The sequence below is a fragment of the Mesorhizobium sp. WSM4840 genome (assembly GCF_055811755.1).
The window spans coordinates 46,585-71,442 of sequence record NZ_JBVVQD010000003.1 but is presented as its reverse complement, the minus strand read 5'-3'; the positions used below and the strand labels follow the sequence as shown (position 1 = coordinate 71,442).

The 24,858-nt window shown below is 60.3% G+C and carries 16 protein-coding genes and 2 pseudogenes; 6 read left to right on the top strand and 12 right to left on the bottom strand.

The window, feature by feature from the left end; genetic code table 11:
* Positions 1-243 precede the first annotated feature (243 nt).
* The 5 genes and pseudogenes from AC0L3I_RS06020 to AC0L3I_RS06000 form a co-directional block, all read right to left on the bottom strand.
* Positions 244-324, bottom strand: a pseudogene (locus AC0L3I_RS06020) (histidine phosphatase family protein); the annotation flags it as partial.
* Positions 321-1,424, bottom strand: a complete 1,104-nt coding sequence (locus AC0L3I_RS06015) for an inositol-3-phosphate synthase (protein ID WP_473526287.1) — start codon at positions 1,422-1,424, stop codon at positions 321-323. The gene AC0L3I_RS06015 and the pseudogene AC0L3I_RS06020, both read right to left, overlap by 4 nt.
* 173 nt (positions 1,425-1,597) lie before the next feature.
* Positions 1,598-1,828, bottom strand: a pseudogene (locus AC0L3I_RS06010) (GDP-mannose 4,6-dehydratase); the annotation flags it as partial.
* On the bottom strand, positions 1,816-2,925 hold the full coding sequence (locus tag AC0L3I_RS06005; RefSeq protein WP_473526286.1) for a CgeB family protein: 1,110 nt from the start codon (positions 2,923-2,925) through the stop codon (positions 1,816-1,818). The gene AC0L3I_RS06005 and the pseudogene AC0L3I_RS06010, both read right to left, overlap by 13 nt.
* Positions 2,922-3,200, bottom strand: a complete 279-nt coding sequence (locus AC0L3I_RS06000) for a hypothetical protein (RefSeq protein WP_473526285.1) — start codon at positions 3,198-3,200, stop codon at positions 2,922-2,924. The genes AC0L3I_RS06005 and AC0L3I_RS06000 overlap by 4 nt, the downstream gene beginning before the upstream one ends.
* 291 nt (positions 3,201-3,491) lie before the next feature.
* Between AC0L3I_RS06000 and AC0L3I_RS05995 the strand changes: the two genes are divergently transcribed.
* On the top strand, positions 3,492-3,818 hold the full coding sequence (locus tag AC0L3I_RS05995; protein ID WP_473526502.1) for a hypothetical protein: 327 nt from the start codon (positions 3,492-3,494) through the stop codon (positions 3,816-3,818).
* A gap of 138 nt (positions 3,819-3,956) precedes the next feature.
* Here AC0L3I_RS05995 and AC0L3I_RS05990 read toward each other — a convergent pair whose 3' ends face one another.
* Positions 3,957-4,553, bottom strand: coding sequence for a response regulator (locus AC0L3I_RS05990; protein WP_473526284.1), 597 nt, complete (start codon positions 4,551-4,553; stop codon positions 3,957-3,959).
* A 367-nt stretch (positions 4,554-4,920) separates the two neighbouring features.
* Between AC0L3I_RS05990 and AC0L3I_RS05985 the strand changes: the two genes are divergently transcribed.
* The 3 genes from AC0L3I_RS05985 (at position 4,921) to AC0L3I_RS05975 (ending at position 12,406) form a co-directional block, all read left to right on the top strand.
* The gene (locus AC0L3I_RS05985; protein ID WP_473526283.1) at positions 4,921-8,010 is read left to right on the top strand and encodes a CheR family methyltransferase; all 3,090 of its coding nucleotides are present in this window, start codon (positions 4,921-4,923) and stop codon (positions 8,008-8,010) included.
* Positions 8,007-8,366 (top strand): response regulator, encoded by a 360-nt coding sequence (locus AC0L3I_RS05980; protein ID WP_473485031.1) that lies wholly within the window; start codon positions 8,007-8,009, stop codon positions 8,364-8,366. Before AC0L3I_RS05985 ends, AC0L3I_RS05980 begins: the two co-directional genes overlap by 4 nt.
* A gap of 1,520 nt (positions 8,367-9,886) precedes the next feature.
* Positions 9,887-12,406 carry a caspase family protein gene (locus AC0L3I_RS05975; protein ID WP_473526282.1) on the top strand — a complete coding sequence of 840 codons (2,520 nt, stop codon included), beginning with the start codon at positions 9,887-9,889 and terminating at the stop codon, positions 12,404-12,406.
* Positions 12,407-12,801: 395 nt separating this feature from the next.
* On the opposite strand, the gene AC0L3I_RS05970 is transcribed toward AC0L3I_RS05975, so the two are convergent.
* The gene (locus AC0L3I_RS05970; protein WP_473526281.1) at positions 12,802-13,440 is read right to left on the bottom strand and encodes a DUF6931 family protein; all 639 of its coding nucleotides are present in this window, start codon (positions 13,438-13,440) and stop codon (positions 12,802-12,804) included.
* A 132-nt stretch (positions 13,441-13,572) separates the two neighbouring features.
* Here AC0L3I_RS05970 and AC0L3I_RS05965 point away from each other — a divergent pair, with 132 nt between their 5' ends.
* Together AC0L3I_RS05965 and AC0L3I_RS05960 are read left to right on the top strand one after the other, a co-directional pair.
* Positions 13,573-14,103 carry an OmpA family protein gene (locus tag AC0L3I_RS05965; RefSeq protein ID WP_473485039.1) on the top strand — a complete coding sequence of 177 codons (531 nt, stop codon included), beginning with the start codon at positions 13,573-13,575 and terminating at the stop codon, positions 14,101-14,103.
* Between the two features lie 251 nt (positions 14,104-14,354).
* Positions 14,355-14,612, top strand: a complete 258-nt coding sequence (locus tag AC0L3I_RS05960; protein WP_473526501.1) for a GIY-YIG nuclease family protein — start codon at positions 14,355-14,357, stop codon at positions 14,610-14,612.
* A gap of 303 nt (positions 14,613-14,915) precedes the next feature.
* On the opposite strand, the gene AC0L3I_RS05955 is transcribed toward AC0L3I_RS05960, so the two are convergent.
* From AC0L3I_RS05955 to tssM, 5 genes are all read right to left on the bottom strand, one after another.
* On the bottom strand, positions 14,916-17,249 hold the full coding sequence (locus tag AC0L3I_RS05955; protein ID WP_473526280.1) for a M23 family metallopeptidase: 2,334 nt from the start codon (positions 17,247-17,249) through the stop codon (positions 14,916-14,918).
* Positions 17,246-17,752 carry a DUF1036 domain-containing protein gene (locus tag AC0L3I_RS05950; protein WP_473526279.1) on the bottom strand — a complete coding sequence of 169 codons (507 nt, stop codon included), beginning with the start codon at positions 17,750-17,752 and terminating at the stop codon, positions 17,246-17,248. Before AC0L3I_RS05950 ends, AC0L3I_RS05955 begins: the two co-directional genes overlap by 4 nt.
* 11 nt (positions 17,753-17,763) lie before the next feature.
* On the bottom strand, positions 17,764-20,361 hold the full coding sequence (locus tag AC0L3I_RS05945) for a serine/threonine-protein kinase (protein ID WP_473526278.1): 2,598 nt from the start codon (positions 20,359-20,361) through the stop codon (positions 17,764-17,766).
* Positions 20,362-20,366: 5 nt separating this feature from the next.
* Entirely contained in the window at positions 20,367-21,134 is a 768-nt protein-coding gene (locus AC0L3I_RS05940; RefSeq protein ID WP_473526277.1) for a PP2C family protein-serine/threonine phosphatase, read from the bottom strand.
* A 159-nt stretch (positions 21,135-21,293) separates the two neighbouring features.
* On the bottom strand, positions 21,294-24,857 hold the full coding sequence (gene tssM / locus AC0L3I_RS05935; RefSeq protein ID WP_473526276.1) for a type VI secretion system membrane subunit TssM: 3,564 nt from the start codon (positions 24,855-24,857) through the stop codon (positions 21,294-21,296).
* Position 24,858 lies beyond the last annotated feature (1 nt).

The following is a 24,858-nucleotide window of genomic DNA, read 5'->3' as shown; positions in this document are numbered from 1 at the left end:
AGTGGTCCCTTCACCAGTGTGGTGACGGCAATCTGAGTTTGCAAGGATTCGTGCGCCGTCCTCACAGCCAGCGCCGTCCCTTGCACAGCCCGTCCCTTGCACAGCATTATGTATCGAAGCTGCTGGTCTCGCCGGGGAAGCCTATGCTTTCCCCTCGGGTCCTCCCGGCACTATTCCCGGGCGCGCTCGACATTTCGACTCTCGCGACCTCGAAGGCTTGTGCCCTGTCGGTTTCGCCGAGGCAACTCCAGCCATGCGTCCGGCAAGATAGTCGCCGACATTGTCGTGCGCCGCATGGCGGATCAAGAGGAAGGTCGTCGTCATTCCGCGGCATCAAGCATCGGCTCGTCGCTCCCGGCGATGAAAGACAGCGTGCGCTGGCGTGCCTCGGCATCGGTGAACTGCTCGGGCGGCGACTTCATGAAATAGCTGCAGGGGCCGGTCAGCGCTCCTGCGATGCCGCGGTCAAGCGCCAGCTTGGCGCAGCGGACAGCGTCGATAACGACTCCGGCCGAGTTGGGCGAATCCCATACTTCCAGTTTGAGTTCTGCATTCAGTGGCACACCGCCGAACGTCGTGCCTTCGACGCGGATGTAGGCCCATTTCCGATCGGTAAGCCAGGGCACATGGTCGCTGGGGCCGACATGGATGTTGCCGGCCTCCAGGGGGACGTCGAACTGGCTGGCTACGGATTGTGTCTTGGAGATTTTCTTCGATTCCAGCCGCTCGCGCTCCAGCATGTTGAGGAAATCGGTGTTGCCGCCGAAATTCAGCTGATAGGTGCGGTCGATGCGAACGCCGCGCTCGCGAAACAGATTGGCGAGCAGCCGGTGTACGATTGTTGCGCCGACCTGGCTTTTGATATCGTCGCCGACCAGCGGCAGACCGCGCTGTTCGAAGCGCCGGCGCCATTCCGGCCGCGACGCGATAAAAACCGGTATGCAGTTGACGAAGGCGCAGCCGGCCTCGAGCGCGCACTCGGCGTAAAAACGCGTGGCTTCTTCCGAGCCGACCGGCAGATATGAGACCAGTACGTCTGCGCCGCTTTCCCGCAGCAGCGCGCTGACATTCGCGACCGGCTCTTCTGCCTCTTCGATCTCATCGCGCAGATATTTGCCGATGCCATCGAGCGTTGGTCCGCGCTCGACGCGAACGCCGGTTGCTGCAACGTCGGCAAAGCGGAAGGTGTTGTTGGGTGCATTGTATATGGCTTCCGCCACATCACGCCCAACTTTGCCCTTGGCGACGTCGAAAGCACAGACCACCTCGATGTCATCGACGTGATAGCCGCCGAGATCGGCATGCATCAGGCCCGGTATCGGCTCATTACCTCTGGCGTCTCGATAATATGAGAGGCCCTGGACAAGGGAAGACGCGCAATTGCCGACGCCGGCTATTCCAATCCGTACCTTTTTCGATCCCACGAAACTGCCGCCATCGCTGTTGAAGGTAAGTTCCTCGCGCCGAACTGCCAGCTGCCGGGAATGTTCCTTGCGACCTGGAAAAATCACGAACCTCTATTCGGATCAAAGCCGCGACCTGTGTTTTGCGTTGCCTGGGCCGATCGACCTCAGCGCCGCAAGCCGGCCATTTCGGTTCTCAAATAGTCGAAGCCCAAGGTTTCGGCGGTTCGCTTGCCCTCGTCATAGCAGGCACGAGGACCGGTGCAGTTCACGTGACCGACATAGTCTTCCCTTTGCGGGTGCTGTTCGGGATCGCCATACACTTCGCTTGTCGATGCCTGCGCGACAAGCGCCGTCTTGGTCCGTTGCGTCCTTGTTGATTGCCGCATCTCTATTTTCTCCTGTCTGCCAGTCATGCTGCACTTTCGATGTCCAGATCGAGAGCTGGACGTGCCGATCTTGGCCGCGCCAGCAGCGAAACGAATTCGCGGGCTCTCGCGGCGCTCGTATGTACCGCCAGGATCGTTTCGCGCGCTCGCTTGGACATAGCCAGCCTGACGCGGTCGGATTGGCTGGACAGGATATCGATCACGTCTTCGGCTTGGCCGGCCGTGTTGATCGTGGCTGTCGGAAAGAAGCTGTCCAGACCGGTCCAGCGATCGCTGATGATCGCCGTGCCACAGGCGGCCGCCTCGAAGAGGCGTACGCTGGGAGACCATCCAGCCGCTATCATGGAGTTGCGTGTGACGTTCAATGTGTAGCGCTGCCGGCTGTAGAAGGCGGCGTGGTCCGCTGGCGGCAAGTGCTCGATGCGATCGACATTGCCTGGCCAGACGGTCTCAGACGGGAATTGCGAGCCGGTCACGACGAAGCGACGGTCCGGCATGCGTCTTGCCGGTTCGAGCAGGAGAGCATCCAGTGTCGCCTGCCGGTCCGAGCTGTAGGTTCCGAGGTAGCCAAGATCCCAGCAGATCGGATCGGCCGTTCGGCGATGCCGCTCCGGGTCGACGGAACAGTAGAGCGGCTCGGCGCGCCGTGCACCGAAGTCCGCCGCCAAACGGGCGAGCGTCGGCCCGCCGGTGAACGAGAAATAGACGTCGAAATACGGAATCTGTCGTTGGCATATGTAGTCGCAATCATTCGCGGCGAGCTTTGCCAGCGTGACCGGCGTGTCGATGTCGTAGAAGCAGAACTGGCCAGTGCACAGGGACGCGACAATGTCGATGACGGCGCGCCCTTCCGGAACGAAGGACCCAACCACCACGACATCGGCCTGCTGCAGGCAGCCGGCATATGTCCGACGAAGATCGTTCGTCGTTTCGTAGTAGCGCAACGTGCAGAAATCCGGGTCGCGCAGATCGCGATGGTTTGCATACCACGGCACGTCGCGCTCGAGGAAGGTGACGCGATGGCCGAGTTCGTGCAGGCCCTTCAGCAGCCCGCGAAAGGTGGTGGCGTGGCCGTTTCCCCACGAAGAGGACAAAGACAGGCCAAGAAAGACGATATCCAGCCGCTTGGTCATTCCGCTGCCTCCACGGTGGGGCGCTCGAAATGGCGCCTGAAGACAGCGTCGGCCACGGCTGCCCGCAACGCATAAGTGTGCTCCGCGAGAAAACGCCGAAGCGCAGATGCGCCTTTGATCAGTTCGGCTCCTGCCGGCAGGCTGATCGCCTGGCTGCCGTGCACCTGTTCCAGCAGCGCATCGAGAATGCAGACAGCATAAACGTGTTCAACGAGTTCCTGGACGACGTGGCGGCCGATGAAACCGCACCCTTCTGTAACCAGTATGCGTTTCACGACAACTCCTTGCGCAGATGGCCCTGGCGCCCCGAACTGTTTGCCAAAAGGTTTGTTCCCTCTGCTTCAACAAAGATGGTTTTGGGGAGGCTGCAACCTGAGGTGAACGCATAGCGAACGAGCCTTGGGCCATGCGCTGGGACATTGCAGCTTCTTTGGGGTTAGGGCGCTCATCCGGCCCGTGGGCGGAAGGAGTGGATGGCAGCTGTGATCGAAGCGGTATCGCGTAGCAAGCCAGACCTGATCATGAGGCTCACACGCCTGCAAAGCCTGGATCAAAAGGAGGTTTCAATGTCTGAATCGAAGACAACCACCAATCATGACGAGATCCGCCAATGGGCCGAAGATCGTGGTGGCCGGCCTGGGGCTGTACGAACCAAGGGCGAGGGCGGCATCTTACGGATCGATTTTGGCGAGCCCGAGGAGAAGCTCGAACCCATTGAATGGGATGAGTTCTTCCGGATTTTCGACGAGAACGATCTGACTTTCCTTTACCAGGACGAAATAGGCGGCGGGAAAAACAGCCGATTCAACAAAATCATCGACCGCAAACAGAGCGGCTGGAGGGGGCTATGTCAGCGGTGTCGGCTGGCTCTTAAGGCGCGCCTCGCATTCTGACAGAGAACTTCACTCTAGCTCGCTGTTTTTGCGTGCTTTTCGGAGGCATACAATTGGAGATAAACCGGTTTTTCCATACATTCCAGACTTGATGGAACAGGCTAGACGGCTTCGGCGGGTCGCCGATCGGTCACAGCCTCAGTGTAACAGGCTGGTTCCGCCCGATCTGGCAATGTTTCGCATGATGCCGTTCAGCCAGTCTTCGGTCGATACGCCGGCCCGCCTCCTGTCGATTTCGCTGATGGCTCGCTCCAGCGTTCGCTCGACCAGCCGGTCGGAAGCACCCACGTCGCCCAAAAGCAGACGCGCCGCGAGCCTGAGCTTGGGCAGAAGTGAAAAGACATTGTCGGACAAGTTCACCGCACGGCCACCCGCCAAGGCCGGTCTTTCCGGAGGGAACAAGGCATCGAAGACGGCATAGCTATCCGACGATTTTCGAAGATTGCTGGCGTGGCGCAGACGTTCGGGAATGACGATGTCCTCGTCACCGCTCAAAAAGACGAAGGGCACGCCGCGACGCATCAGTTCGTCTGCGATCGGAAACACCCGCCGACCGTTGAGATTGACGTCGAGGATCGCGGCCTCAGCCGCCTCGGTATGCATAGACGCGTGTTCGACTGTCGCCGCCGGGCCGAGGATGACCGCGCCCATGTTGCCGAAATATCTTGCAAGATCGCCGGCCAATACCCAATCGTCTTCGACGATCAGGATGTGCACCCCTCGGAGATCGCGCACCTCACCGTCCTTCCTTCGAGCGAGATTTCCAATTATCCCGACGGGCTTGTTCAGAATGTTGCTGCAAGGCTGCCCTGCAATCGTTTCGCCAAAACGAGCATGCGGGGCGGAATGGATTCGTTTCCCGCTAAACCCACCTAATCCGAAGACTGCAACAACGCTTGTTTTGTCAGCTTCAGGTCAGGTGTGCGTTTTGACATTGGAGTTTCCGCAAGGATTTCAACGTTAACGCTGTCTGCACTGACTTGTTCCGGCCCTCTTGCGCGTTGTATGATAGCGTCGCGTTCAGCCCGGTCGTGGGTTTTGGGTCGATTGGCGGCCTTGTCGTCTAGGCTGTTCAACCGAAGGGCTTGCGGTGACATCCCAGATGAAGAGATTTCCCATTGTGGGTGTGGGCGCATCCGCAGGCGGCATTCCGGCTATGGAAGGTCTGTTCAAAGGCATCACCGGCCAGCCCGGCATGGCGTTTGTCATCGTCACCCATCTCAGTCCCGGGCGCGAAAGCCTGCTTCACGAGGTTGTCGGACGTTATACGCAGATGCCGGTTGTCGTCGCCGAGGACGGCACCACCGTCCTAGCCGACCACGTCTATGTGATGCCGCAGAACGTCGTTATCACCATTGAGAAAGGGGTGCTGCGCCTGAGGCAATCCAACGTGCTCAGCCGTGAGCGCAAGCCCATCGATATTTTCCTTAGCGCGCTGGCCGAGGATCAGGGCGAATATGCGGTAGGGGTGATTTTGTCGGGCGGCGATTCCGACGGCACGCTGGGCGCAAAGGCAATCAAGGAGCGTGGCGGACTGACGGTCGCCCAGGCCCCCGATGGCTACGGTCCGCGCAATCCGGACATGCCGAAAAGTGCGATCTCCAGCGGGCTGATCGATATTGCGGCTCCGGCGGAGGACATCGGTGCGAAGCTCGAGGGGTTCGCCCGCAGCTTCGGTATGCTGAACGGGGCTGCCGGAGACGGCGAGACGGCAGAGATGGGTCGGCTCCGCGACGAGATCTATGGAATTCTAAAGGGCCAATCCGGCCACGATTTCTCCGGCTACAAGACCAAGACATTCCTGCGTCGCGTAAAGCGGCGCATGCAGATCGCACAGCTCCAGTCGATTGCAGCCTATGTCGAATGGCTGAAGAAAGACCCTCGCGAGGTGATGGGCCTCTTCCGCGATCTGCTGATCAACGTCACCGATTTCTTCCGTGATCCCGATGCGTTCAAGGTGCTCGAGGAGAAGATCGTACCGCAGCTGTTCGAGGGCAAGACCGCCAGCGACGCCGTCAGGATCTGGGTGCCTGCCTGCGCCACCGGCGAGGAGGTGTTCTCCATCGGCATGCTGTTGCGCGAACACATGGAGACGCTTTCGGTCATACCACGCGTCCAGATATTTGCGACTGACATCGATGAGCCGGCGCTTGCGGTGGCGCGCGCGGCGCGTTACCCGGCGGCATTGCTGCAGGGGGTTTCGCCCGAACGCAAGCAGCGTTTTTTCAGCAGCGACGGCGAGAGCTACGTGCTCACCAACGAGGTACGGGAGCTGTGCGTCTTTTCTCCTCACAGCGTCGACCGCGACCCGCCCTTTTCGCGCATGGACATGATTTCATGCCGCAACCTGCTGATCTATTTCGGCTCGAACATTCAGAACCGGGTCATTCCGATCTTCCATTATGCGCTGAAGCCGGGCGGTTATCTTTTCCTCGGCACGTCCGAAAGCATCGGCCAGCACGACAACCTCTTCGCCACCGTCGACAAGAAACAGCGCGTTTTTCAGGCGCGGGAACATGCCTCGCCACATATAAGGCTGCCTATGCCGATCGGCGACGGCGGTTCGGGTGCCTCCCTGCCCGAAGGCTCCGGTTCGAAGGGAGCCGCCAGCTACCCGCTTCGGCAGGCGGTCGAGGCACAGGTGCTGGAGCGCTTCGCGCCGCCGCATGTCGTTGTCAACGGCGATGGCGACGTCGTTTACTATTCGGCCCGGACCGGCAGATATCTGGAAGCGCCGCAAGGCATTCCGAGCCGGCAGGTGCTGACCTTGGCCCGCCGCGGGCTGAGGCTCGACCTGCGTGCAGCGTTGCGGGAAGCTGCCGCGACGCGCCGCAGCGTCGTGCGGGAAAATGTCGTTGTCGACGAGGACGACGAACAGGTCCAGCTGATCAAACTCACTGTCGAACCCTTGGCGGAACGCGGCAAGGGCGAACGGCTCTATCTTGTCCTGTTCGAACCATCGGGGCCGGTGCAGGCACGGTCGGATGGGCGTCGCGAAAACCGTGATGGCGAAGGCGCTGCCGACCTCGAACGAGAGCTGCGCGACACCCGCGAGAGGCTGCAATCGACGATTGAGGAGTACGAAACCGCGCTGGAAGAAGTGAAATCGTCAAACGAGGAACTCGTCTCCGTCAATGAGGAGGCGCAGTCGACCAACGAGGAGCTTGAGGCCTCGAAGGAGGAGATGCAGTCGCTCAACGAGGAGCTCAACACCATCAACTCGGAACTAACCAGCAAGATAGAAGAGCTCGATCACGCCAACAGTGATTTGCGCAATCTGTTCGAGAGCACCCAGATCGCTACCATTTTCCTCGACCGCAATCTGGTGGTGCGGACCTTTACCCCGGCGGCCTCGTCTTTCTTCAGCCTGCGTCCGTCTGACGTCGGCCGGCCACTGACCGAGCTTTCGAGCCAACTCGACTATCCCGAGCTGAAACAGCACATCGATGCGGTGTTCGAAACCGGAGAGACCCTGAACCATCATCTGGCGCGCGACGACCAGGGCCGGTTTTATATGGTTCGCATCAATCCGTATCGCGACAAGGACAACAGGATCCAGGGCGTCGTGGTCACACTGGTCGACGTCACCACCTTGGCCGAGGCGGAAGAGCAAAACCAGGTGCTCATTTCGGAACTGAACCACCGCGTCAAGAACATGCTGGCGGTCGTCGCCAGCATCGCCAACCGCACCCGTGAAAGATCGGAATCGAAGGAAGAGTTCGCCGAAGCGCTGATCGGCCGCCTACACGCCATGTCGCGGGCTTACGGTCTGCTGTCGAAGGAACGCTGGAAAGAAGCTTCGATCAACGAACTGCTGCATCAGGAACTCGAACCGTTCAGCATTGACCGGTTCGAACTTGACGGCGCTGAAGTGAAGCTTAACCCGCAACAGGGCCTTTCCCTTAGCATGGCCATTCATGAACTGGCGACCAACGCCGCCAAATATGGCGCGCTGTCGAAGCCGCAAGGCAGGGTGGCGCTGAAGTGGTCGGCAGATGGCGACGTTTTCAGGCTTGCCTGGCGCGAGAGAGGTGGGCCGCCAGTCAGAAAGCCCGAAATCAACGGCTTCGGGCTTTCCCTGTTGCAGGGCGAGATCGGCTACCGGCTTGGTGGAAACGTCGAGACCGCCTTCAATCGTGAAGGTCTTGAGGTCCAGGTCACATTTCCGATGATGCGCAAGGAGACGCCGTGAGCGACCCGCTGCGCGTTCTGGTGGTTGAGGATGAATGGCTCATCGCCGAGGACATCGCTGCTTGTCTGCGCGCTTCGGGACATCAGGTGATCGGCCCCGCCCCTTCGGTGGCGGCGGCCCTTGGCCTTATCGGCGAAAATCATGTCGACGTGGCGCTGCTGGATGTTCAACTGCATGGCGAAACGAGCCTGGCGATCGCAGAGGAATTACACACCCGCCACATTCCTTTTGCGTACCTGACCGGATTTGGGCCGCGCGATGTTCCACCCGCCTTCGCCAATTTCAAATTTGTTCGCAAGCCCGCAGATCAGGCTGCAATTGAGAATGCCTTGGACGAACTGGTCGGGGCGTCCTAGCTCGTTTCATCAGCCTCGTCATGGCGCGGCGCCTCGGCTTGTTCCGTCATTCGCCCAAAAGGCGTGCGGTCCAGGACGATGTGCTACCTCAATCTCGGTGGGACCGTTTCATCGGAAACGAACGCTGGCACTCATTGATCGCCGGCCGACACCTCGCCTGCGGCGGGTATCAAGAAGAATCCCAAAGAGAATACCGAGATGCCGGATCAGCAATACCAGCGATCCTTCGGGCAGAAATACAAACCGGGGAGCGCATCGGCGACGAGTTGGATAGCCTCATCCAACGCCGGGAACCAATCGCTGCTTCGGTTTTGCTGGTGATGTCGGACTTACGTTGGCTGCTGATCCCTGCCTGCCAACGCAGCGGCCTCTTCGTCCGTCACTGAAATCTCCCCTGCGGGTATAAGCCATTTCTGACATTTGCGTATGGAAACCACGCCATGCTCAGGCTCCAGGGAGGATAACCGGCCGATCCAATTGCTCCTCACCGATGCATCTTGATTGGCTCTCGCTGCGAGCCACTCCGCCCGCTCCCGCGGCAAGCCGATAAGGCAAGTGCCAGCGAAGTCCGCAGGCACATCCACGGTGGTATCGAACACGGCCCATGTGTTGATCGGTTCCTGAACGGGCAAAAACCTCATAACAGCACCTGCTAATATATAGAACGAACTTACGGACGGAGCATTGTTTCGGCATCAACCAAACGAAGGAGATTTTTTCGTTTTGCCACGCTGCGGCGCGCTGAGCATCGCGAATTGATCCAATTTTCTGCATCGCGGCTGCGACGTCGCCGAAATAGGGTGGCAGATCTCGACGAGCGAACGCATCCAGGAGCCCGCCAGGCGGCGGCGCTTTTGCGTGTCAGCTATCCGCCTTCGGTGCTCCCATCTCGCGGACAGTGTGGCCTCAGCGTGTCCCTCGAGGAACTGTCAACCGGCCTTGGGAGCGCTGCTCGGAACAAGGAATCCACCCTTTAGCAACTCCAGGGCGTCGAGTGCCTCGTCATCCAGCAAATTTGTCAGAGCCACCCCGTCTGCGAAGACAACCCTATTGTCGTCTATGTCGTAGACCTCCCAAAACCCTTCCTTGATTCTTCGAATGGCGTGCCGATGCTCCATAAGCAGACGCTAATTGAGTCGCGGAAATGGTGGGTAGAGAAAATCAGGGGTAGACCGATATTAGTAGTGGAAAACCTCAGGCGCCCTGACGCGTGATGCAGGTGCGCAAGTCAAGGGTATGCCGGCCGCGCGTGGCCCGAGGGGACCGTATCGACCGCGGGTCCAAATAGCCAGGTTGAGAACCCTTCGACATCATTGCGGACACTCGGCCTCTGATGTAATTTAGGGTTTGATCAAGTGAGGAATATACCGCTGTCGCGACAACTTTTCTCTCTTTTCTGTCTCGGCAGATAGCATGCTCTCTAACGGACCTTGATACCGCAGCTGTGTTCTTGTGGTCGCTAGGTAACAGCGGTTAAGGGATTTGCCATGCTCCGACATTGCGGATTCGTTGCAGCTTTGATGCTCGCAAGCTTCACGGCTTTCGATGCTTCTGCAGTCGAACGAAGGGTCGCCTTTGTAATCGGCAACTCCGATTACCGGGAAATCTCGGCCCTGAAAAACCCGGCCAAAGATGTGGTGGACGTGTCCGACACGTTTCGAGCGGCTGGTTTCGATGTTTTTGTCGCCAGCAATCTTACAAAGCTGCAGTTTGAGGACCAGTTCCGCAACTATCTTGCCGCCGTGGATGGCGCGGATGTGGCTGTCGTCTACTATTCCGGTCACGGTTTTCAGATCGGCGGCGAAAATTTCCTGATCCCTGTCGATGCTTCGTTGAAAGATGCGGCGGACGTCGAGGTCCAGGCTATCAAGCTGAACGATGTGCTGCAGCAGATGCGTTCGAAATCGAAGATCCAGGTGATCATCCTCGACGCCTGCCGCAACAATCCATTCCCTCGCAAGGACTATTGGCTCAGGGACCAGCTTCTTACCGCCAGCGGCACCGGGCTTGCGCAAGTAAGAAGCTCGCTGAACACGCTGATTGCTTTCGCCACCGAACCCGGCGCGGTTGCCTATGACGGCGCCGGCGACCTCAGTCCTTTTTCATTGGCGTTTTCTCGTCGCGCGCTCGCCCCGAACCAGGAGATCCGCACGGTCATGTCGGCCGTCCGCCGGGATGTGGTTGAGGCTACCAAGGGCTTGCAAGTTCCCTGGGAGAACTCTTCGCTGATCGACGAAGTCGTTCTGATGCGTCGCAGCAGCCGCCCCTCTCTACCGCCCGTGTTGGAGAAAGTCGTGTTGTCGGGGGTCGGGCCTGTCGACCTGAACCTCCCGGAACCGGTCGAGGTCGACGGCGGGACAATCACCGTCAGCATCGATAGACCGCCCGCCCTGGGGCGCCTGATGCTGGACGGCAAGGTCGTCGAGGCGGGAGAACTGATCCAGGGCAAGGATTTGCCGCGTTTGCAGATGGATGTCCCCAAGGGAATTGGCGAGCCAGAAGAGATGGATATGCTGGCCTACGCCGCACGCGACAATTGGGGCGGCGAAGCCAAGGGCATGCTGGTGTTCCGGGTCAAGAGCGGCGAAGGAACCCAGGGCGAACAGGTGATGGCCTCGCTCGAAGCCGAGCAGAAGCAGCAGGTGCTGCAGCGCGGCATTCATGTCACCGGTGCCGCCGAGGCGATCGAGAACCGGGAGATCGACGTTCCGGTCGGCATCGGCGCGGTCGCCCTGAACCTGGATCTCCCGACAAACGATGCGGCGGTCAGCCTGAAAGTTGCGAACTATCCGGCAACGGGAACGCTCTCGCTGCCGGATCGGCCCCTGACGCCCGAATCGAGCTTGACGGTCGGTGAAGTCGAGGTGCTGCGCTATGAACCCCAGATCGGAGCCAGCACCCCGGTTGAGGTCGCCTTCGAAATTCGGGCGGACAGCGGCGTATCCAAACCCGCCAAAATGAAACTGTCGCCAAGCGTCGATCCGTGCGACTTGGCTGCCGGCGAACCTCTCGACCTACAAGGCGTGGTTCCCGGCCTGCTGCCAAATGAAATCGGCGCCGACGCGGTGAAGCTCTGCGAGACTGCGGTGAAGGCGTACCCCGATGTCGCCCGCTTCCGCTATGAACTGGGTCGCGCGCTGCTTGCAGCCGGCAAGGCGGACCAGGCCAGGAAAGCCATACAACAGGCCGCCGACAGGGGGCACGTGCGCGCTGTGTTCGAACTCGGCTACCTCTACGCGACCGGAACGGGCCTGGCTGTCGACCGCAAGCAGGCCAACACCTTCTACGCGGCTGCAGCCGACAAGGGTGATCCCTACGGGATGACGTCGTGGGGCCGTGCCTTGTTCAATGGCTACGGCGTCGAGCGCGACACCGGCAAGGGACTGGACCTGCTGCTCAAGGCGGCGGCGATGGGGCACACCTATGCCATGAACGATCTCGGCGCGATCTTCACCGAGGGCCGCAACGGCGTGCCCGCCGATCAGGCCCGCGCCGTTGCATTCCTGGAGGCAGGCGTCCAGAGGCAGGACATGTATTCGATGAACCTGCTTGGTCGCAATTATCTCAGCGGCCGCGGCGTCGAGAAGGATCCGAAGGCTGCGCTGGCGCTGTTTCAGAAGGCCATTGACCTCGGCCAGCCTTATGCGCCGGGCAGTCTTGCGCGCATGTACCGTGATGGTGTTGGCGTGGAGCAGAACCTTGATGAAGCCCAACGTCTGTTCGAACTGGCAACCTCGCGCGGTGACCAGTCCGGCGCCTATGATCGCGCGGCTCTCGAGATGCAAAAGGGCGACAAGGCCGACCAGGCCGTCGCCGTGCGTTTCCTGGCATTCACAGTTGCGCTCGATCTTCGCAACGAACTGCCTGACGCCCGGGCGACGTTGGCGAAATTCGGGGCCAAGGCGAAAGCGGCGGCGTTGAAGCAACTGCGTGGGGAACTCAAGTCGAAGATTCCGTTGAGCGGTTCTGTCGACAAGCAACTGGTCAATGTGGCTAGGGCGGTCTGGGAACAAGCCAATCCGCGTCGAGATTTGTTCTGATCAACAAGGAGGCAATGGTGGGCAGAAATCTGAAGCAGGCAACAATCGGGATAACCCTGTCCGTCGCCTTGGCGGGGGTCATGGGCTGCACATCCTGGCCACCCCTTCAACCGACGCCGCTGGTGGCGACGCCCACGCCGGCGCCGAAGGTCGTTCGCAGAGCCGCGGCGCCGCGGAAGGTCGTCAACCCCGCTCCCAAACCGGTGGCCTCCAAGAAAGTCGTTAAACCGGTCGCGGACGAGCCTGCTGCCGCACCTCCCGTAATCATTCCTTCTTCGGGAGGCGGGACTGGCGGGAGTGGCGGGAGCAGCGGAGGAGGCGGCTGGGGCGGTTGACCGACGAACATTGAGCGGCAGCCGGAAAGTAGTGCAAGCAATCAGAATCCAGACCGCAGTCTAGTATGCATCCACTGATTGGCGCAGCGCCTCGATCTCCGCCATCTGAATGCCCATTTCGACAAACGCGGAAAAAACTGAAAAGCGGTCCTCCAGTGCAACGCGTGCCAATCCGGCCAGAACCCCCGCACTCACAGCGCGGGCGGCAGGCACTGGTTGCAAGGCCGATACCGCTGACGCCTCCATAGCCGAACCGTTGCCATGCCATCCTGCAGCCAGGGCAATCCAGGCGGCCGGCGTTGTTGGCGGCATTGCCTCAGCCTTGCTCACTTCTGGGCCAAAGTGAGGGCTATCCGGTTCGCTGACCCAGTCACGAACAAGCGCAAGCAACTCCTGATCCCTGCGGTCGAGCAGAACGGTGAGGTGGCCCAGGCATTCATGCGCCCACCACACTGCAGCCCGCTCGGGAAGCAGATAGGCACAGAACGTAATCGCCTCCTCGGGCACCCGCCCGGCAAGGAGGGCACGGCAAAATTCGATTGAAGGCTGTTCGGTCGGAAGCGCCACCATGTCCCTGGAAACAGCGGGGCAGGCCATGAAAAGATCCCGTGCCGTTTTGAATCGAAGCTCATTGGCCATGGCCGCCACGCTTTCCCAGGGAACAATCGACACTGAAGCCTTGGACAGGGCGCGGGTCAAGTCTCCAGTCCCTGGCAGATGCAACTGCCCTTCACCACCCGTATGCTTGACGTTTATTGACAGACAATCGATTCGGAATTTGGTATTGTCCGCAGTCGATGAAATCGGATGCTCAAGACAGGAGTAACCGTCATGCAGTTGGGCAGTTTAGCCTTCGTGTTTACGGTCGCGCTTTTTTCGACCCACGCTTTTGCTGATCCGCTTCAGAAATCAGAGGACATCGTGAAGTTTTTTGACGCGGCGAGCGAGTTCGGCCCGTCGCGTGGAATTTGCGTCGGCACCGAGGAAGAGTGCAACAGCAAGAACAAGCAAGCGCCTGCCGAAAAAACCAGCCTCGACATGCTGATCAATTTCGGCCTGGATTCTGCGGAGCTCGATGCGACTGCCCGCGCTGAACTGGACGAGTTCGCCAAGGCACTGAAGGACAGCCGACTGAGCACTCTGAACTTCGTTGTTGAGGGTCACACCGATGCAAGCGGCTCGGCTGATTACAACGAGGGACTGTCGGAACGAAGAGCCAGGTCGGTAACAACTTTCCTGACCTCTAACGGCATCGATCCTGCCCGCATCAAAGCGACAGGTTTGGGCGAAGCGAATCCGCGCAACCCCAATCCGTTCGATCCGGTAAACCGCCGGGTGGAAATGCGGATAAGGACTGAGTAGCTGGAGCGGGTGCGCCGGACTAGTTCCTCTGCACAGGGGATTTGGTTCTTTGACTGACGGTCGCGCTGCCGGCCTGCAACCGCCAATCTCCAACGTCTGCGATTAGCCTCTCCACTTCGTCATCCTAGGGCGGAGCAAGGAGCGAAGCGACGCGGCGCAGACCCTAGGATCCATGCCGTTACGCCAGCCTTAGAATGCAGCGGCTTAGAATGGCGCCTTGTATCCGCAACGGAGCCAGCTACCCTTCTACCATGACCGGCTATGCCTATATGACCGCGAGCCAGAAGCGCGGCACGATCTACATCGGCGTCACCAACGATCTTGGCCGCCGCATGCCGGAGCATAAGTCCGGCGAAGGCTCTCGCTTCACCAGCCGCTACGGCGTGCAGCGCCTGGTCTGGTACGAGGAGCACTTCGACATTCGAGACGCTATCCAGCGCGAGAAGTCGCTGAAGCGTTGGCCGCGCCAGTGGAAGATCGAACTGATCGAGAAGGCCAATCCAGAATAGTTTGAGCTTTTTCGTGGGACCGGGTGGTAGCGTTCGGTTCTGAACCGTAGCATTCTTCGGCTGGCGTAACGGCATGGATCCTAGGGTCTGCGCCGCGTCGCTTCGCTCCTTGCTTCGCCCTAGGATGACGAAGTGGAGGGGTGGTTCGGCTAATCTTAGAGGTTTGCGATTGCCACTGACGCGAATTATCGACGTTCGCTGCCGATCGCCGATCTGTCAAAATCACTGTGTCGCCGAACTAAGACCAAACCCGCGCGTCCTTTTTGACGCGAGCCGTAGGTCAGGTCAGCGCAACGTGCTGGCTCACAGCGCATTCTGAACGGAACTCACCATAGCCGTGATCGCCTGCTTGTATTTTTCGAACTCGGGCGATGTCTGCCTGACTTCCGTCGTTGTCGTTGTCCGCTGGCTCGCTTCAACCATCGCCGGGCTCAGCTTCCGACCCATTTTCCTTTCGGCCCAGCTTACGACATAGCTGGCGGACTTGCCGGTGAGAAACGGGTTGGCTTGAATGACGGCCGACCCGAGCACGGCGCTCAATTGCGCCGAACCCGGCGACGACAACACTTGATGGGCGCCTTCCATTCCCAGGAAATGACAGAGATAAAGCCGGCCGGCTGTGATCTGGTGGCCGCGCGCCCGAAGATAGGCTTCGCCTTCGCGCGCCAGATTGCTGACCATCTCGCGCGAGATGGTGGCGTCATAACGCAGAGCAAGCAGGTCGGCGGTTGACAGCGTCCGCGCAAGTTCGGGGCGGTAGGTGTTCATCATCCTGATCCAGGTCTTCGTTATGAACTGACCGGCGCCGGTCGCCGAAGAAAGCGGGTTCTTGGCGCGGGCGCTGCCGCCACTTTCGACTTGAACGATACGGGAGGTCAGCGTTTCGACAGCGGAAGCGTCCGTTGCGATTGCCGAAACCGTACCCAGCGGATCGACCGCCTCGCCATTGCGATAGAGTTCAAAATGCAGGTGCGGCCCAGTCGAAAGACCGGTAGTGCCGATGTAACCAATGATATCGCCTGCCTTCACCTTCGCGCCGACACCGCCGTTGGCCGCGAATTTCTGCATATGCGCATAGCGCGTCTCGCGCCCGTTTCCGTGCGAAATCTTCACCAGATTGCCGTAACCCCCTCCATCGCCTTGAAAAACGACTTCGCCGTCGAAGGCGGCTGCAATCGGCGTACCCAAAGGCGCCGCCCAATCCACGCCCTTGTGAATGCGAACAGTCCCGAGGATTGGGTGCTTGCGTGGGCCGAAGGTGGACGTCATGACCCCGCTGACCGGGGTAACCATGCCGTTGGTGACTGTCAGCGAGCGAACCTGATCGTCGCCGCTAACGCATGCAAACTGGCCGTCGGTCTGCTGGAAAACGAAACAGTCGAGGCCTTTTTCGCTACCCTGGACGCCAACATACAGCACCCGTCCGGCCGTCTCTTCCTTGCCGCGTGGCCTTTGCGAATAGATCAGCACCAGACGCTGGTCTTCGCTGGCGAAGGCATCCAGATCCTGTCCTCGCGAAAGATACATGATCGCTTCTCCGATCACGCCGGTCGGAACTTTGTTGCGTGCTGCTGTCGAGTAGATTGCGTCGAGCAGCCGGTATTGCCTTTTGTGCGTGCCTTGCGCCTGTGCCCCCGAATAGTTGAAAAGGTCTTCGCGGACCCAGGGGTCCACACCAGACACAAACACACCAGCGGCATTGCGCGTCAGCGTGCCGACAAATACGTTCTTGGCATAGATCGATACCTGCATGAGGGACATGGTTGTCGTCTCGCGCGTCGGCCTGAAGCCGCGCATGGCGACGACATAACCCGGCTCAAGGCTTTCCCGATTGAAAAGCGCCTTCAGGGCTTCGCCTGCCAGCTTGGCATCCTCGGCGGAGAAACGCGCATCCAGCACAACGCTGTCCAAGCTGCGGTCGTTGAGAATCTTTACGAACGTGTCCTCGGTAGCCTCGTATCGTTGATATTCGCTGGTGACATTTGCAACGCTGGTGTTGTTTTCGATCTGGGTTTTCCGGAATGCGGGAAGGGCTGCCTCGCCTGCATCGATTGTTTCGCCCCAACCTGCTTCGGCATCATCGGTGTCCACCAGCGGGTCCGAAGCAACCGGAGCCTCGTCTAGAACGGGCGGTGGCTGAACATCGTTTTGCAGATCATTGGAGGGCGCCGACGCGGTCTGTCGCTGTGCCTGGAAGAATGCAAAATCTTCCTGCGTGGACGGTATCGTTGTCATGAACTTTTCGCTGGCGCTAAGCATCACGTCAGACAGAATTTCGATCTGGGGAGAAACTCCAGCCTGATCGAGTTCTGCCGGGCGCGGGATGACTTGGCTTTTTGTTGCGGCGCCGGTGTCGGGCGCAAGGGTGATCCACATCGGGTCGCCTGCGAGATCGATGATGGCAGGCACATAGACCGATGCATCGGCTGGGACATCGTCGGTTCTCTCGACCGCGTGCAACTCCTCATCTTCATCACCAAACGACCAATAGTCCGCGGTGAGATAGAAGCCGGCAGCGATCGACAACAGGACAACCGCAGCAAGACCGGCAAGGAGTCTGCGCCAGAGCCGGCGTCTGCGCAGGGCGGCGCGCGCCTGCTTTTTCAACCTGAAGCTTGTGTCGATACTGTGCGTCACGGATTGCTTCCGGTCAGGAAAAAGGTCCACCGCGCCTGTTCAAGCGTATCGACTTCGAGAAATCGTGCGGCGATATGGCCGCGCTGCCAGCATTCATCGATGCCGCGTATCGAAAAACGCCGCCGGTCGATGCACATTTCGGTCGACCCGGTCAGGGTTGCATGGCCAAAAACGTCCGTCGCATAGATGTAAATATAGCGGTTCGTGAGTTCCTCGCGGATCACGTTCACGCACTGATTTGCGCCGATGGTCCACCAGCCATCGGTCTGGTCCGCATTGTCGACCTTTTGGCCGACAGCGAGATTGACGACGTCGAGCGTCTGATTGCAGACGGTGAATTCGGCACGCGCTTCGTGGGACGACAGGAGAGCCAGCAACATCGCGCCCGACGTGACCGTAAGTCTGATACGGCCTCTCAGGGTAAGCCGGCCGCGAAGCCGGTCACGCAGATTTCTCGGCGGGACAGCGGTCGGGAAGGAAAAACGCGAGCGGCGGAGGTCCATCGGCGTCCATGCTACCCGCCGAGCCGGAAGTACTTTGCAGTCGCGGAGAATTCAGATCGATGGGTCTCGATCTCTTCGAGAATCTTGGGCAACAGCAGCGCGGCCGGTGTCGGCGCGGAGAACGTCGCAGCCTGAATATCCTGTGGACCCGTGATCACCATTATGATCTGCGGCACGACCTTGCCGGCCGCCTTGTCGGCTGCGCCGAGATCGATCGGAAAGTTGAACGTGGCCTTGTCGGCTTGCGCCAAGATACGACCGTCGAGGTTGAATGCCACGCCCCTGTGGTCGATCAGCAGCACGCTGGATATGAGGCCGCCACGCGTCACCAGCGTGCCGCCGATCGGCGAACCGCTCGGCACCGTCGTTCGATCGAGAACAAGCTGCGGCTTGTCAGTCGCCGTCTGGTCCACAAAGCGCAGAAAGTTGGTGACTTCGCATTGAGCCGGTTCAATCAGGCGGACGCTGATGTCCGGTTCGACATGGAATCTTGCCTGGAAATCGGACAACATTCGTTCGAAAGGCTGGACCTCTGTGCCCAATCCTTCGATTGCGACGGCGGTCTCGGTTGCCGACGTCAATGACGCATAGAAACAGTCGCCACCGTTGAACTCGCGCACCCAGGACACCCGTTGCGCAGCCTTGTCGAGGGCAATTGCCGGCGGCAGCTCTAGTTCCGGTTTCGGCACGTTCAAGGTGATGGCGGGTCCGTCCGGCTGTTTGCCTGCCGCCGGTTCGTCCTGTTGCCCCTTTGCGCTCGCGTCATGGCCTGCAGCGGGTTCGGGCACCTGGGTGGCCTGCTGGCTGGCCGGCTGCTCGGGCTTCTCCATCACGTCGGGCTGGACCGCTGGGGGCGGCGAGGCTTTGTCGGCCGGCGGCACCGGCGCGACCTGGACGCGCGGCGGAACAGCTTGCTGGCTGTCGCTGGTCACGCTATCCGGCTGAATTGCCGGCGGTGGTTGTGCCTCGGCTGCCGCTGGCTCCGGGGTTTTTTCGGATGCCGCTGGCTCCGGGGTTTTTTCGGATGCCGCCGGCTCCGAGGTTTCCTCGGATGCCGCCGGCTCCGACGCTTCCTCGGTTGGTGAGAGGACTTCGGCGGGCCGTGCCGGTTCCAACTTTTGCGCCTCGGCATCTGCCTGATTTTCAGCTGGCGACAGCGCCTCGGCTGGCGCCGGCTCCGAAGTTTCCTCGGATGCCGCCGGCTCCGGGGTTTCCTCGCTTGGTGAGAGGACTTCGGCGGGCCGTGTCGGCTCCAGCTTTTGATCCGCTGCGGCAGCTGCCTGCTTTTCAGCTGAAGGCGCAGCGGCCTCTGTTTGTGACCGCTCAGGCGGAACTGCCTTTGCCGGCTCATCGCTCGGCGAATTTGCAACACTGTCCGTCGGGGCCGGCTTTGATGCTTCCGGTGCCGAGAGCTTTGTCTCACTGCCGGTCGGCGTGGAAGGCGTCATCAAGCCGCTCAGATAAATGCCTGCACCTGACGCGACAGCTAAGGTCGCCAAGGCAGCGATCGTGATCGAGCGGCTCTCGGCGGGCTTTCCAGGGACCTTTGGCAAAACCGCTCGAGGACCGGCAACTGGCGAAGGCCTTGGTTCGGACAGAAGCGCCGGCCGGACATGCGGAACGAAGCGCTGTTCACCGGGAGCCGCCGGAGGCTGACTTGGGAGCTTGGGGCCAGGCGCGGTCCCCCCCGCTCGCGGCAAACCCGTCCGGTCGCGCGGCGTGATCGACGTTGGCGGCTTTGTCTCCTCATCCGTATCGTCACGTGTCACCCTGGCGATGTCCGCCATGCTGATCGGCCGGTCTTGTGGATCCGGCTGCAGCATGGCTTCAACAATTCCACGAAAATCGGCGTCGATGTCGGATAGATCCGGAACGGTTCGGCGTTTTTCCACGATCTCGAACTGGGAGCCGCCCATGTCGATCGGCTTCCCGCGCAGAGCAGCGGCCAGCACCAACCCCAGGCTGTAGATGTCGGATTGCTCGCTGACCTCGCCGCTGTACAGCCCGAGCTGTTCGGGAGAAACGTAGTTGTACTTCCCCGCGAATTTTCCGCCGATCAGCGTCTCTCCGCCGACGGTCGCCGACCGCGCGATGCCAAAATCGATGATCTTTGCGCGTTCGACCCGGCCTCCCGGCAGGATGATGTTATCCGGAGAGAGGTCGCGGTGTATTGCCCCCGCCTGGTGCACGGCGCTCAGGCCGGAAGCCAGGCGATGGCAGAGCTTGCGCACGTCTTCCGTCGGCATCGGGCCACGTCGCATGATATCGAACAGCGACTGGCCGTCGACGAATTCCATGGCAAGATAGGGGCGACCGATGCCGGGGTCGATCGTGAAGACATGATAACGCACGACCGCGTCGTGCGACAGGTGATTGAGGATCGACGCTTCCTTGCGGAACAGCGACAGGATCGTCTGATCACGGGCGAACTCGGGCAAGACGATCTTGATCGCGACATGGTCGCCGGTCTGGATGTTGTGGCCCCGGTAGACTTCGCCCATGCCACCGAACGCAATCCGCTCGTCCAGTTCATAGATGCCGCTGAGTTGCGTGCCTACGGCTGTGTTGGCCACGTTAGGCGATATTCGCGTCTTGTCGTCGGCGCTCATCAGCCTCAACCTTCCGCTCTGGAAGGATCAAGACGGGCCCCATTGCGCCCGTCTCCGATCTTCACGAGCACGATTGTGACATTGTCTGTTCCCCCGCGGGCCAGCACCGTTTGCAGCAGGTTTTCGCATGCCGCCTGAGGCGTCGCCGACACCGCCGCCGCCTCGATCTCGGCGTCTGTGACATGCGCTGTCAGCCCGTCGGTACTCAACACAAATATGTCGCCCGGCATGATCTCGCCTTGCTGGAAGTCAATGACGATCTCGTCGCTGACGCCGACCGCATGCGTGATGACATTACGGCGCGGCCAGGTGAGCGCTTCGGCTGCGCTGATCATGCCCTTGTCGAGAAGTTCCTGAACTTCGGTATGGTCCTTCGAAATCTGGGAGATCGAGTTGTTGCGGATCAGATAGACGCGGCTGTCGCCCGCCCACAGGCAGGCAAACCGCCCATCCATCGCCAGCAGGGCGGCGACAGTGGAGCCGATGGTTATTCCGCGGGATTCCGATATCCTGCGGATTTCCGCATTGGCCCGGCTCAGCCGGTCCTCGAAGCGCGCACGAAGATCCGGTGCAGAGCTTGCAATGCCGATCGTTGCCAGATGATCGACAATACTGGCCGAAGCGACTTCCCCAGCCTCATGTCCACCCATTCCATCGGCCACCACCCACAGGCCAGTTTCCGGCTCGACCAGATAGCTGTCTTCATTGAGCTCACGGACACAGCCTCTGTGGCTAACGCCGAAGCTTTCAAAGGGGAGGGCGACATTGTTCACTTTGCCACCAAGCGCCTCTCAAGCGTCCTCTGCGGCGCACTGTCAGGCGCTCGCTGGCGCGAGTTTGCCACAGGCTCGAATATTAAAGTATCGAAATCAACGTCCGCGCATCTGTTGCCGATGGACAGCCTCACCGTATTGGAAAATTCAAAGGTCATCTCAAAACGCCTTTGGACAGCTGAACCCGGAAAGCGCGGGAAGGAAGAGAGGGTTGGGGTCCGAACTGGTCTGGACCGTATAGGCGACATCGCGTCCGCCGATCACGAAGCGGGCTTCCGTGTTGCCGCCGGTGCTGGTGATATCAGCCTTGTCCAGCAGGCGCTTCAGCGCCCACGGACCGTCGAACTTGATCGCGGACTCACGGCCCGGCATTTCCGGAATGAGGCTCAGGCTCGCGGACGCGGAAGCCATGCCGCTCGGCCAGGTCACCGTGCTTGGCGCGTTGCCCGCCTGGTTGCTTTGGACAATCTGGCCATCGACGTCGAGTTCCGCCGTATCGGTATCGCCATGCAGTGAAAACGGCGTAAAGGTGACACTGACCGACGGCACCGAACCACCTGAAGGAAAGAAGGCGTTGCGGATTTCCGCGGCCAGCTGGAAGTTTTTCAAAGTCGACTTCGACAGGTCGCGCCCGAAACGCGCATCCTGTTTCCAGTTCCAGTCCTGGCCGGTCATGTCGATCAGCGATGCGAGATTCTGTGCGAAGAACCGGTCCATCAGTCCGCCTGGAGCGAACAGTTTCGCGAAATCCGCCATCGCAATATCCTCCGAGCCATCGCTGGCGAAAGGATAACGGCCCTCGACCATCTCCTCGCAGGCGCGTGTGACCGTCTGGTCGAGCATCTGGTTCAAATTCGTTAGCGAGGTTTCCGCGACGTTGCCGTCAAGCTCGTCGGCGGTCGCGGTGACCATTCGGGCGAGTTGCTTGGGCAGACGCGAGACATTGGCGCGAAGGGTGGATATCTGCAGCTGCAGGTTCATGTTGACGCGTTCCGTTTGCGAAGGGACATCGGCCGCCAATTGCAGGCTTTGGTAGATGTCGCGGAAATTCTGTGTCAATGCATCGATTGGGCGGCGTCCGGCGGGACCGTTCACCAAAGCCTGGAATGATCTGAATTGCGCTTCGACGTTCGCCCCCGGATTCTGGTTTTGCGCGCCAACGAAACCTGTGCCGGCCCGGCTTTGCGATTTGCCGCCGGCGGCTTGAAGGCCGATGCGGGCCAATCCCCTGGCGACATCTGCAGCGTCCTGCGGCTGGTTTTGAAGCATGTCGGCTTCGGCCTCGGAGCCGGAGTCTTTGCCGGAACCAGCTTCTTGCGTCAGAGCTGTTTCGTCGGCGATCGCCGTAAAAAGCTGGTCGATTGGCGAGGCTGGCGATGCGGCAGCGGACAGCGCGATATAATGCGGCTTGTCCTTCAGCATCGCCTTGAACTTCAACTTGTCGAGAACGCCGTTCCACGCCGCGGCGAACTCCCTCCCATAGCGATCGACAAGTTCGGGACCGAGTTTAAGCAGTTCCTGGTCGATGCCACCTTGCTCGCCGCCGCCGCCGAGAACCCACTGGTCATCGACAAGCATCTGCGCAATGCGCGAGAGTTGTCCGAGATAGAAGTTGTTGAAGCCGCTATAGGTGTAGATACCGGGTACGCGAAGGCCTGACAGATCGCCACCATCGACACGCTCGAACAACAGCTGCGCTTCCGGGCCGCCTTTCACGGCGACGGAAAAATTGTCCAGCGCTGCCGCGTATACCGCCGACTTGACCAAGGCGGAGGCACGATCGGCAAGGCTCATTCGTCCGAGCGAGCGTTGAGCGGCTTCGACAAGTGGCTGGTTGAGTTCGAAAACCGGATCGTAGGCGTCGTCCAGCGCAAGCATCGCCCGCAGATGCTTTTCGAGTTGCGCCCGTCCCTCGCGGTTGTTTTCGCCCGGATACCGGTTCTGCTCCCAATCCTGCCTCATCCAGGAAACGATCAACTCGTCGTCGACCTTCGGCGCCCTGCCGCCAAGCATCAGGTAGATCTTCAGCGGTTCGTAGAGCGCGGCGGGATCAGCCATCTTGGCCTGGATCGTCCGTTCGGCCTGAAGCAGCAGGCGCGAACGGAACATGCGCTCCAGCGCTTGCCGGTAAGCTGTTTTTGATGCCGAAAGAAGTCTTTCCCGCTGACCGAGGCCGAACGTCGCCTCGATCGGGGTCGACAAGTCACTGGTGTCGAACCCGGCCGGCAGCTCGCGCAACTGGTCGAGCGGGCCAATGACGTTTTCGAGGTCGACGTCGGCGACCGTCGGGGTTTTGAGGAGCGGGTCCGCCGTCTCGCGATAGCGGCTTACAGCTTGCGACGTGGATGCGATCAGCGACCTGTTGGCCGTAAAGCTCAGGGCCAAGGTGCCCAGAGCCGCGGCAGCGATCAACGCTATTGCGCCAAGGCCGCCATATCTGGCAATCGCTGCACGCCTTTCAGCCGATTTGTCGTATGAAACCCACCCGGATTCCGCAAAAATGACGCCGGTCAGAAGATCGTGCAAGAAGAAGCTTTTGCCAGTGCCGGAAAGATGGGCGCGGGAAGCGCTGCCGAAACTGCGACCGATTGCGCCCAGCACCTGGTCGATCGGCGTACCCTCCTGCGTGCCCGATGAAAAATAGAGGCCACGCAGGCTGACGTTCACCTGGCTGCGGGCGGGATCGAATATGCTTGCGATGAAACTGGCAATACGGCCCTTCAGCGCGCCAAACTGGGCTGGAAAGCCAAAGATGGATATACGAGCGACTGGATCGGTCTCTTCCTGCAGGCGGTCGGCCATCTCCTCCGCCAGGCGTTTTTCCAATGCGTCGAATTCGGCCGGTGCCTCACCGACCATGTTCTTGTTGCGATCGGCAGTCTGGAATGTCGCGCCCCATACTTTGCGGCGGCGCTGCTCGTCGAAACCGCCAAAATAATCCATGAAACCGGCGACAAGGTCGGCCTTGGTGAAGAGCAGGTACACCGGGAACTGGATTTTCAGCGTTTCGTGGATTTCGCGCAGACGGCTGCGTATTTCAATGACATGGACGTCAAGCTGCCGATCATCGAGGCTGATGAGATCGGCAAGGCTGATGGCCAGGATAACCCCGTTTATCGGTTGCCTGGTGCGGTATCTCTTAAGCAGCGACAAGAAGGCGAGCCAGCTCTTCTTGTCGCTCTGCGCGTTGGAATCCTGCGTCGTGTAGCGTCCGGCGGTGTCGATCAGCACCGCCTGGTCGGTGAACCACCAGTCGCAGGATCGTGTGCCGCCAATGCCGGCGACCGGCTGGGCGTCGCCCGAACCGGCAAGCGGAAAATTCAGACCGGAATTGACCAACGCCGTTGTCTTGCCGGCACCAGGCGGGCCGATCACGACGTACCAGGGAACTTCGTAGAGGAAATTGCGCCTGCCGCTCGACCGCTTGAGCGCAGCGATGGCTTCGTTCATACGAGCCTCGAGCACCTGCGAGTCGTCATCCCTGTCGTCATTGCGGGCGACTATCGCCTCGAGCGCCTTTTGCGCCTTTCGCTTTTGCCAGAAACGCACTCCATAAAAGAGCGTCGCGATCGCAACGATCACGCCGATGATCGTCACGCGCAGCCAGACGGGTGCCAGCGGACGAGTGTCGGCAAAGCGGATCAATGGTCCGGCAAACCAGACGGCTGCCGCGAAACCGGCCAACGCGATCGCGCTGAATATCCGCAGCAGCCAACGCGTCATA

Bases quoted from the DNA above. Each gene is read 5' to 3' on its own strand.
- AC0L3I_RS05950 (WP_473526279.1), bottom strand. From the start codon at position 17,752: ATGGACCTCCGCCGCTCGCGTTTTTCCTTCCCGACCGCTGTCCCGCCG.
- AC0L3I_RS05945 (WP_473526278.1), bottom strand. From the start codon at position 20,361: ATGAGCGCCGACGACAAGACGCGAATATCGCCTAACGTGGCCAACACA.
- AC0L3I_RS05975 (WP_473526282.1), top strand. From the start codon at position 9,887: ATGCTCGCAAGCTTCACGGCTTTCGATGCTTCTGCAGTCGAACGAAGG.
- AC0L3I_RS05965 (WP_473485039.1), top strand. From the start codon at position 13,573: ATGCAGTTGGGCAGTTTAGCCTTCGTGTTTACGGTCGCGCTTTTTTCG.
- AC0L3I_RS05995 (WP_473526502.1), top strand. From the start codon at position 3,492: ATGTCTGAATCGAAGACAACCACCAATCATGACGAGATCCGCCAATGG.
- AC0L3I_RS06005 (WP_473526286.1), bottom strand. From the start codon at position 2,925: ATGACCAAGCGGCTGGATATCGTCTTTCTTGGCCTGTCTTTGTCCTCT.
- AC0L3I_RS05960 (WP_473526501.1), top strand. From the start codon at position 14,355: ATGACCGGCTATGCCTATATGACCGCGAGCCAGAAGCGCGGCACGATC.
- AC0L3I_RS05985 (WP_473526283.1), top strand. From the start codon at position 4,921: ATGAAGAGATTTCCCATTGTGGGTGTGGGCGCATCCGCAGGCGGCATT.
- tssM (WP_473526276.1), bottom strand. From the start codon at position 24,857: ATGACGCGTTGGCTGCTGCGGATATTCAGCGCGATCGCGTTGGCCGGT.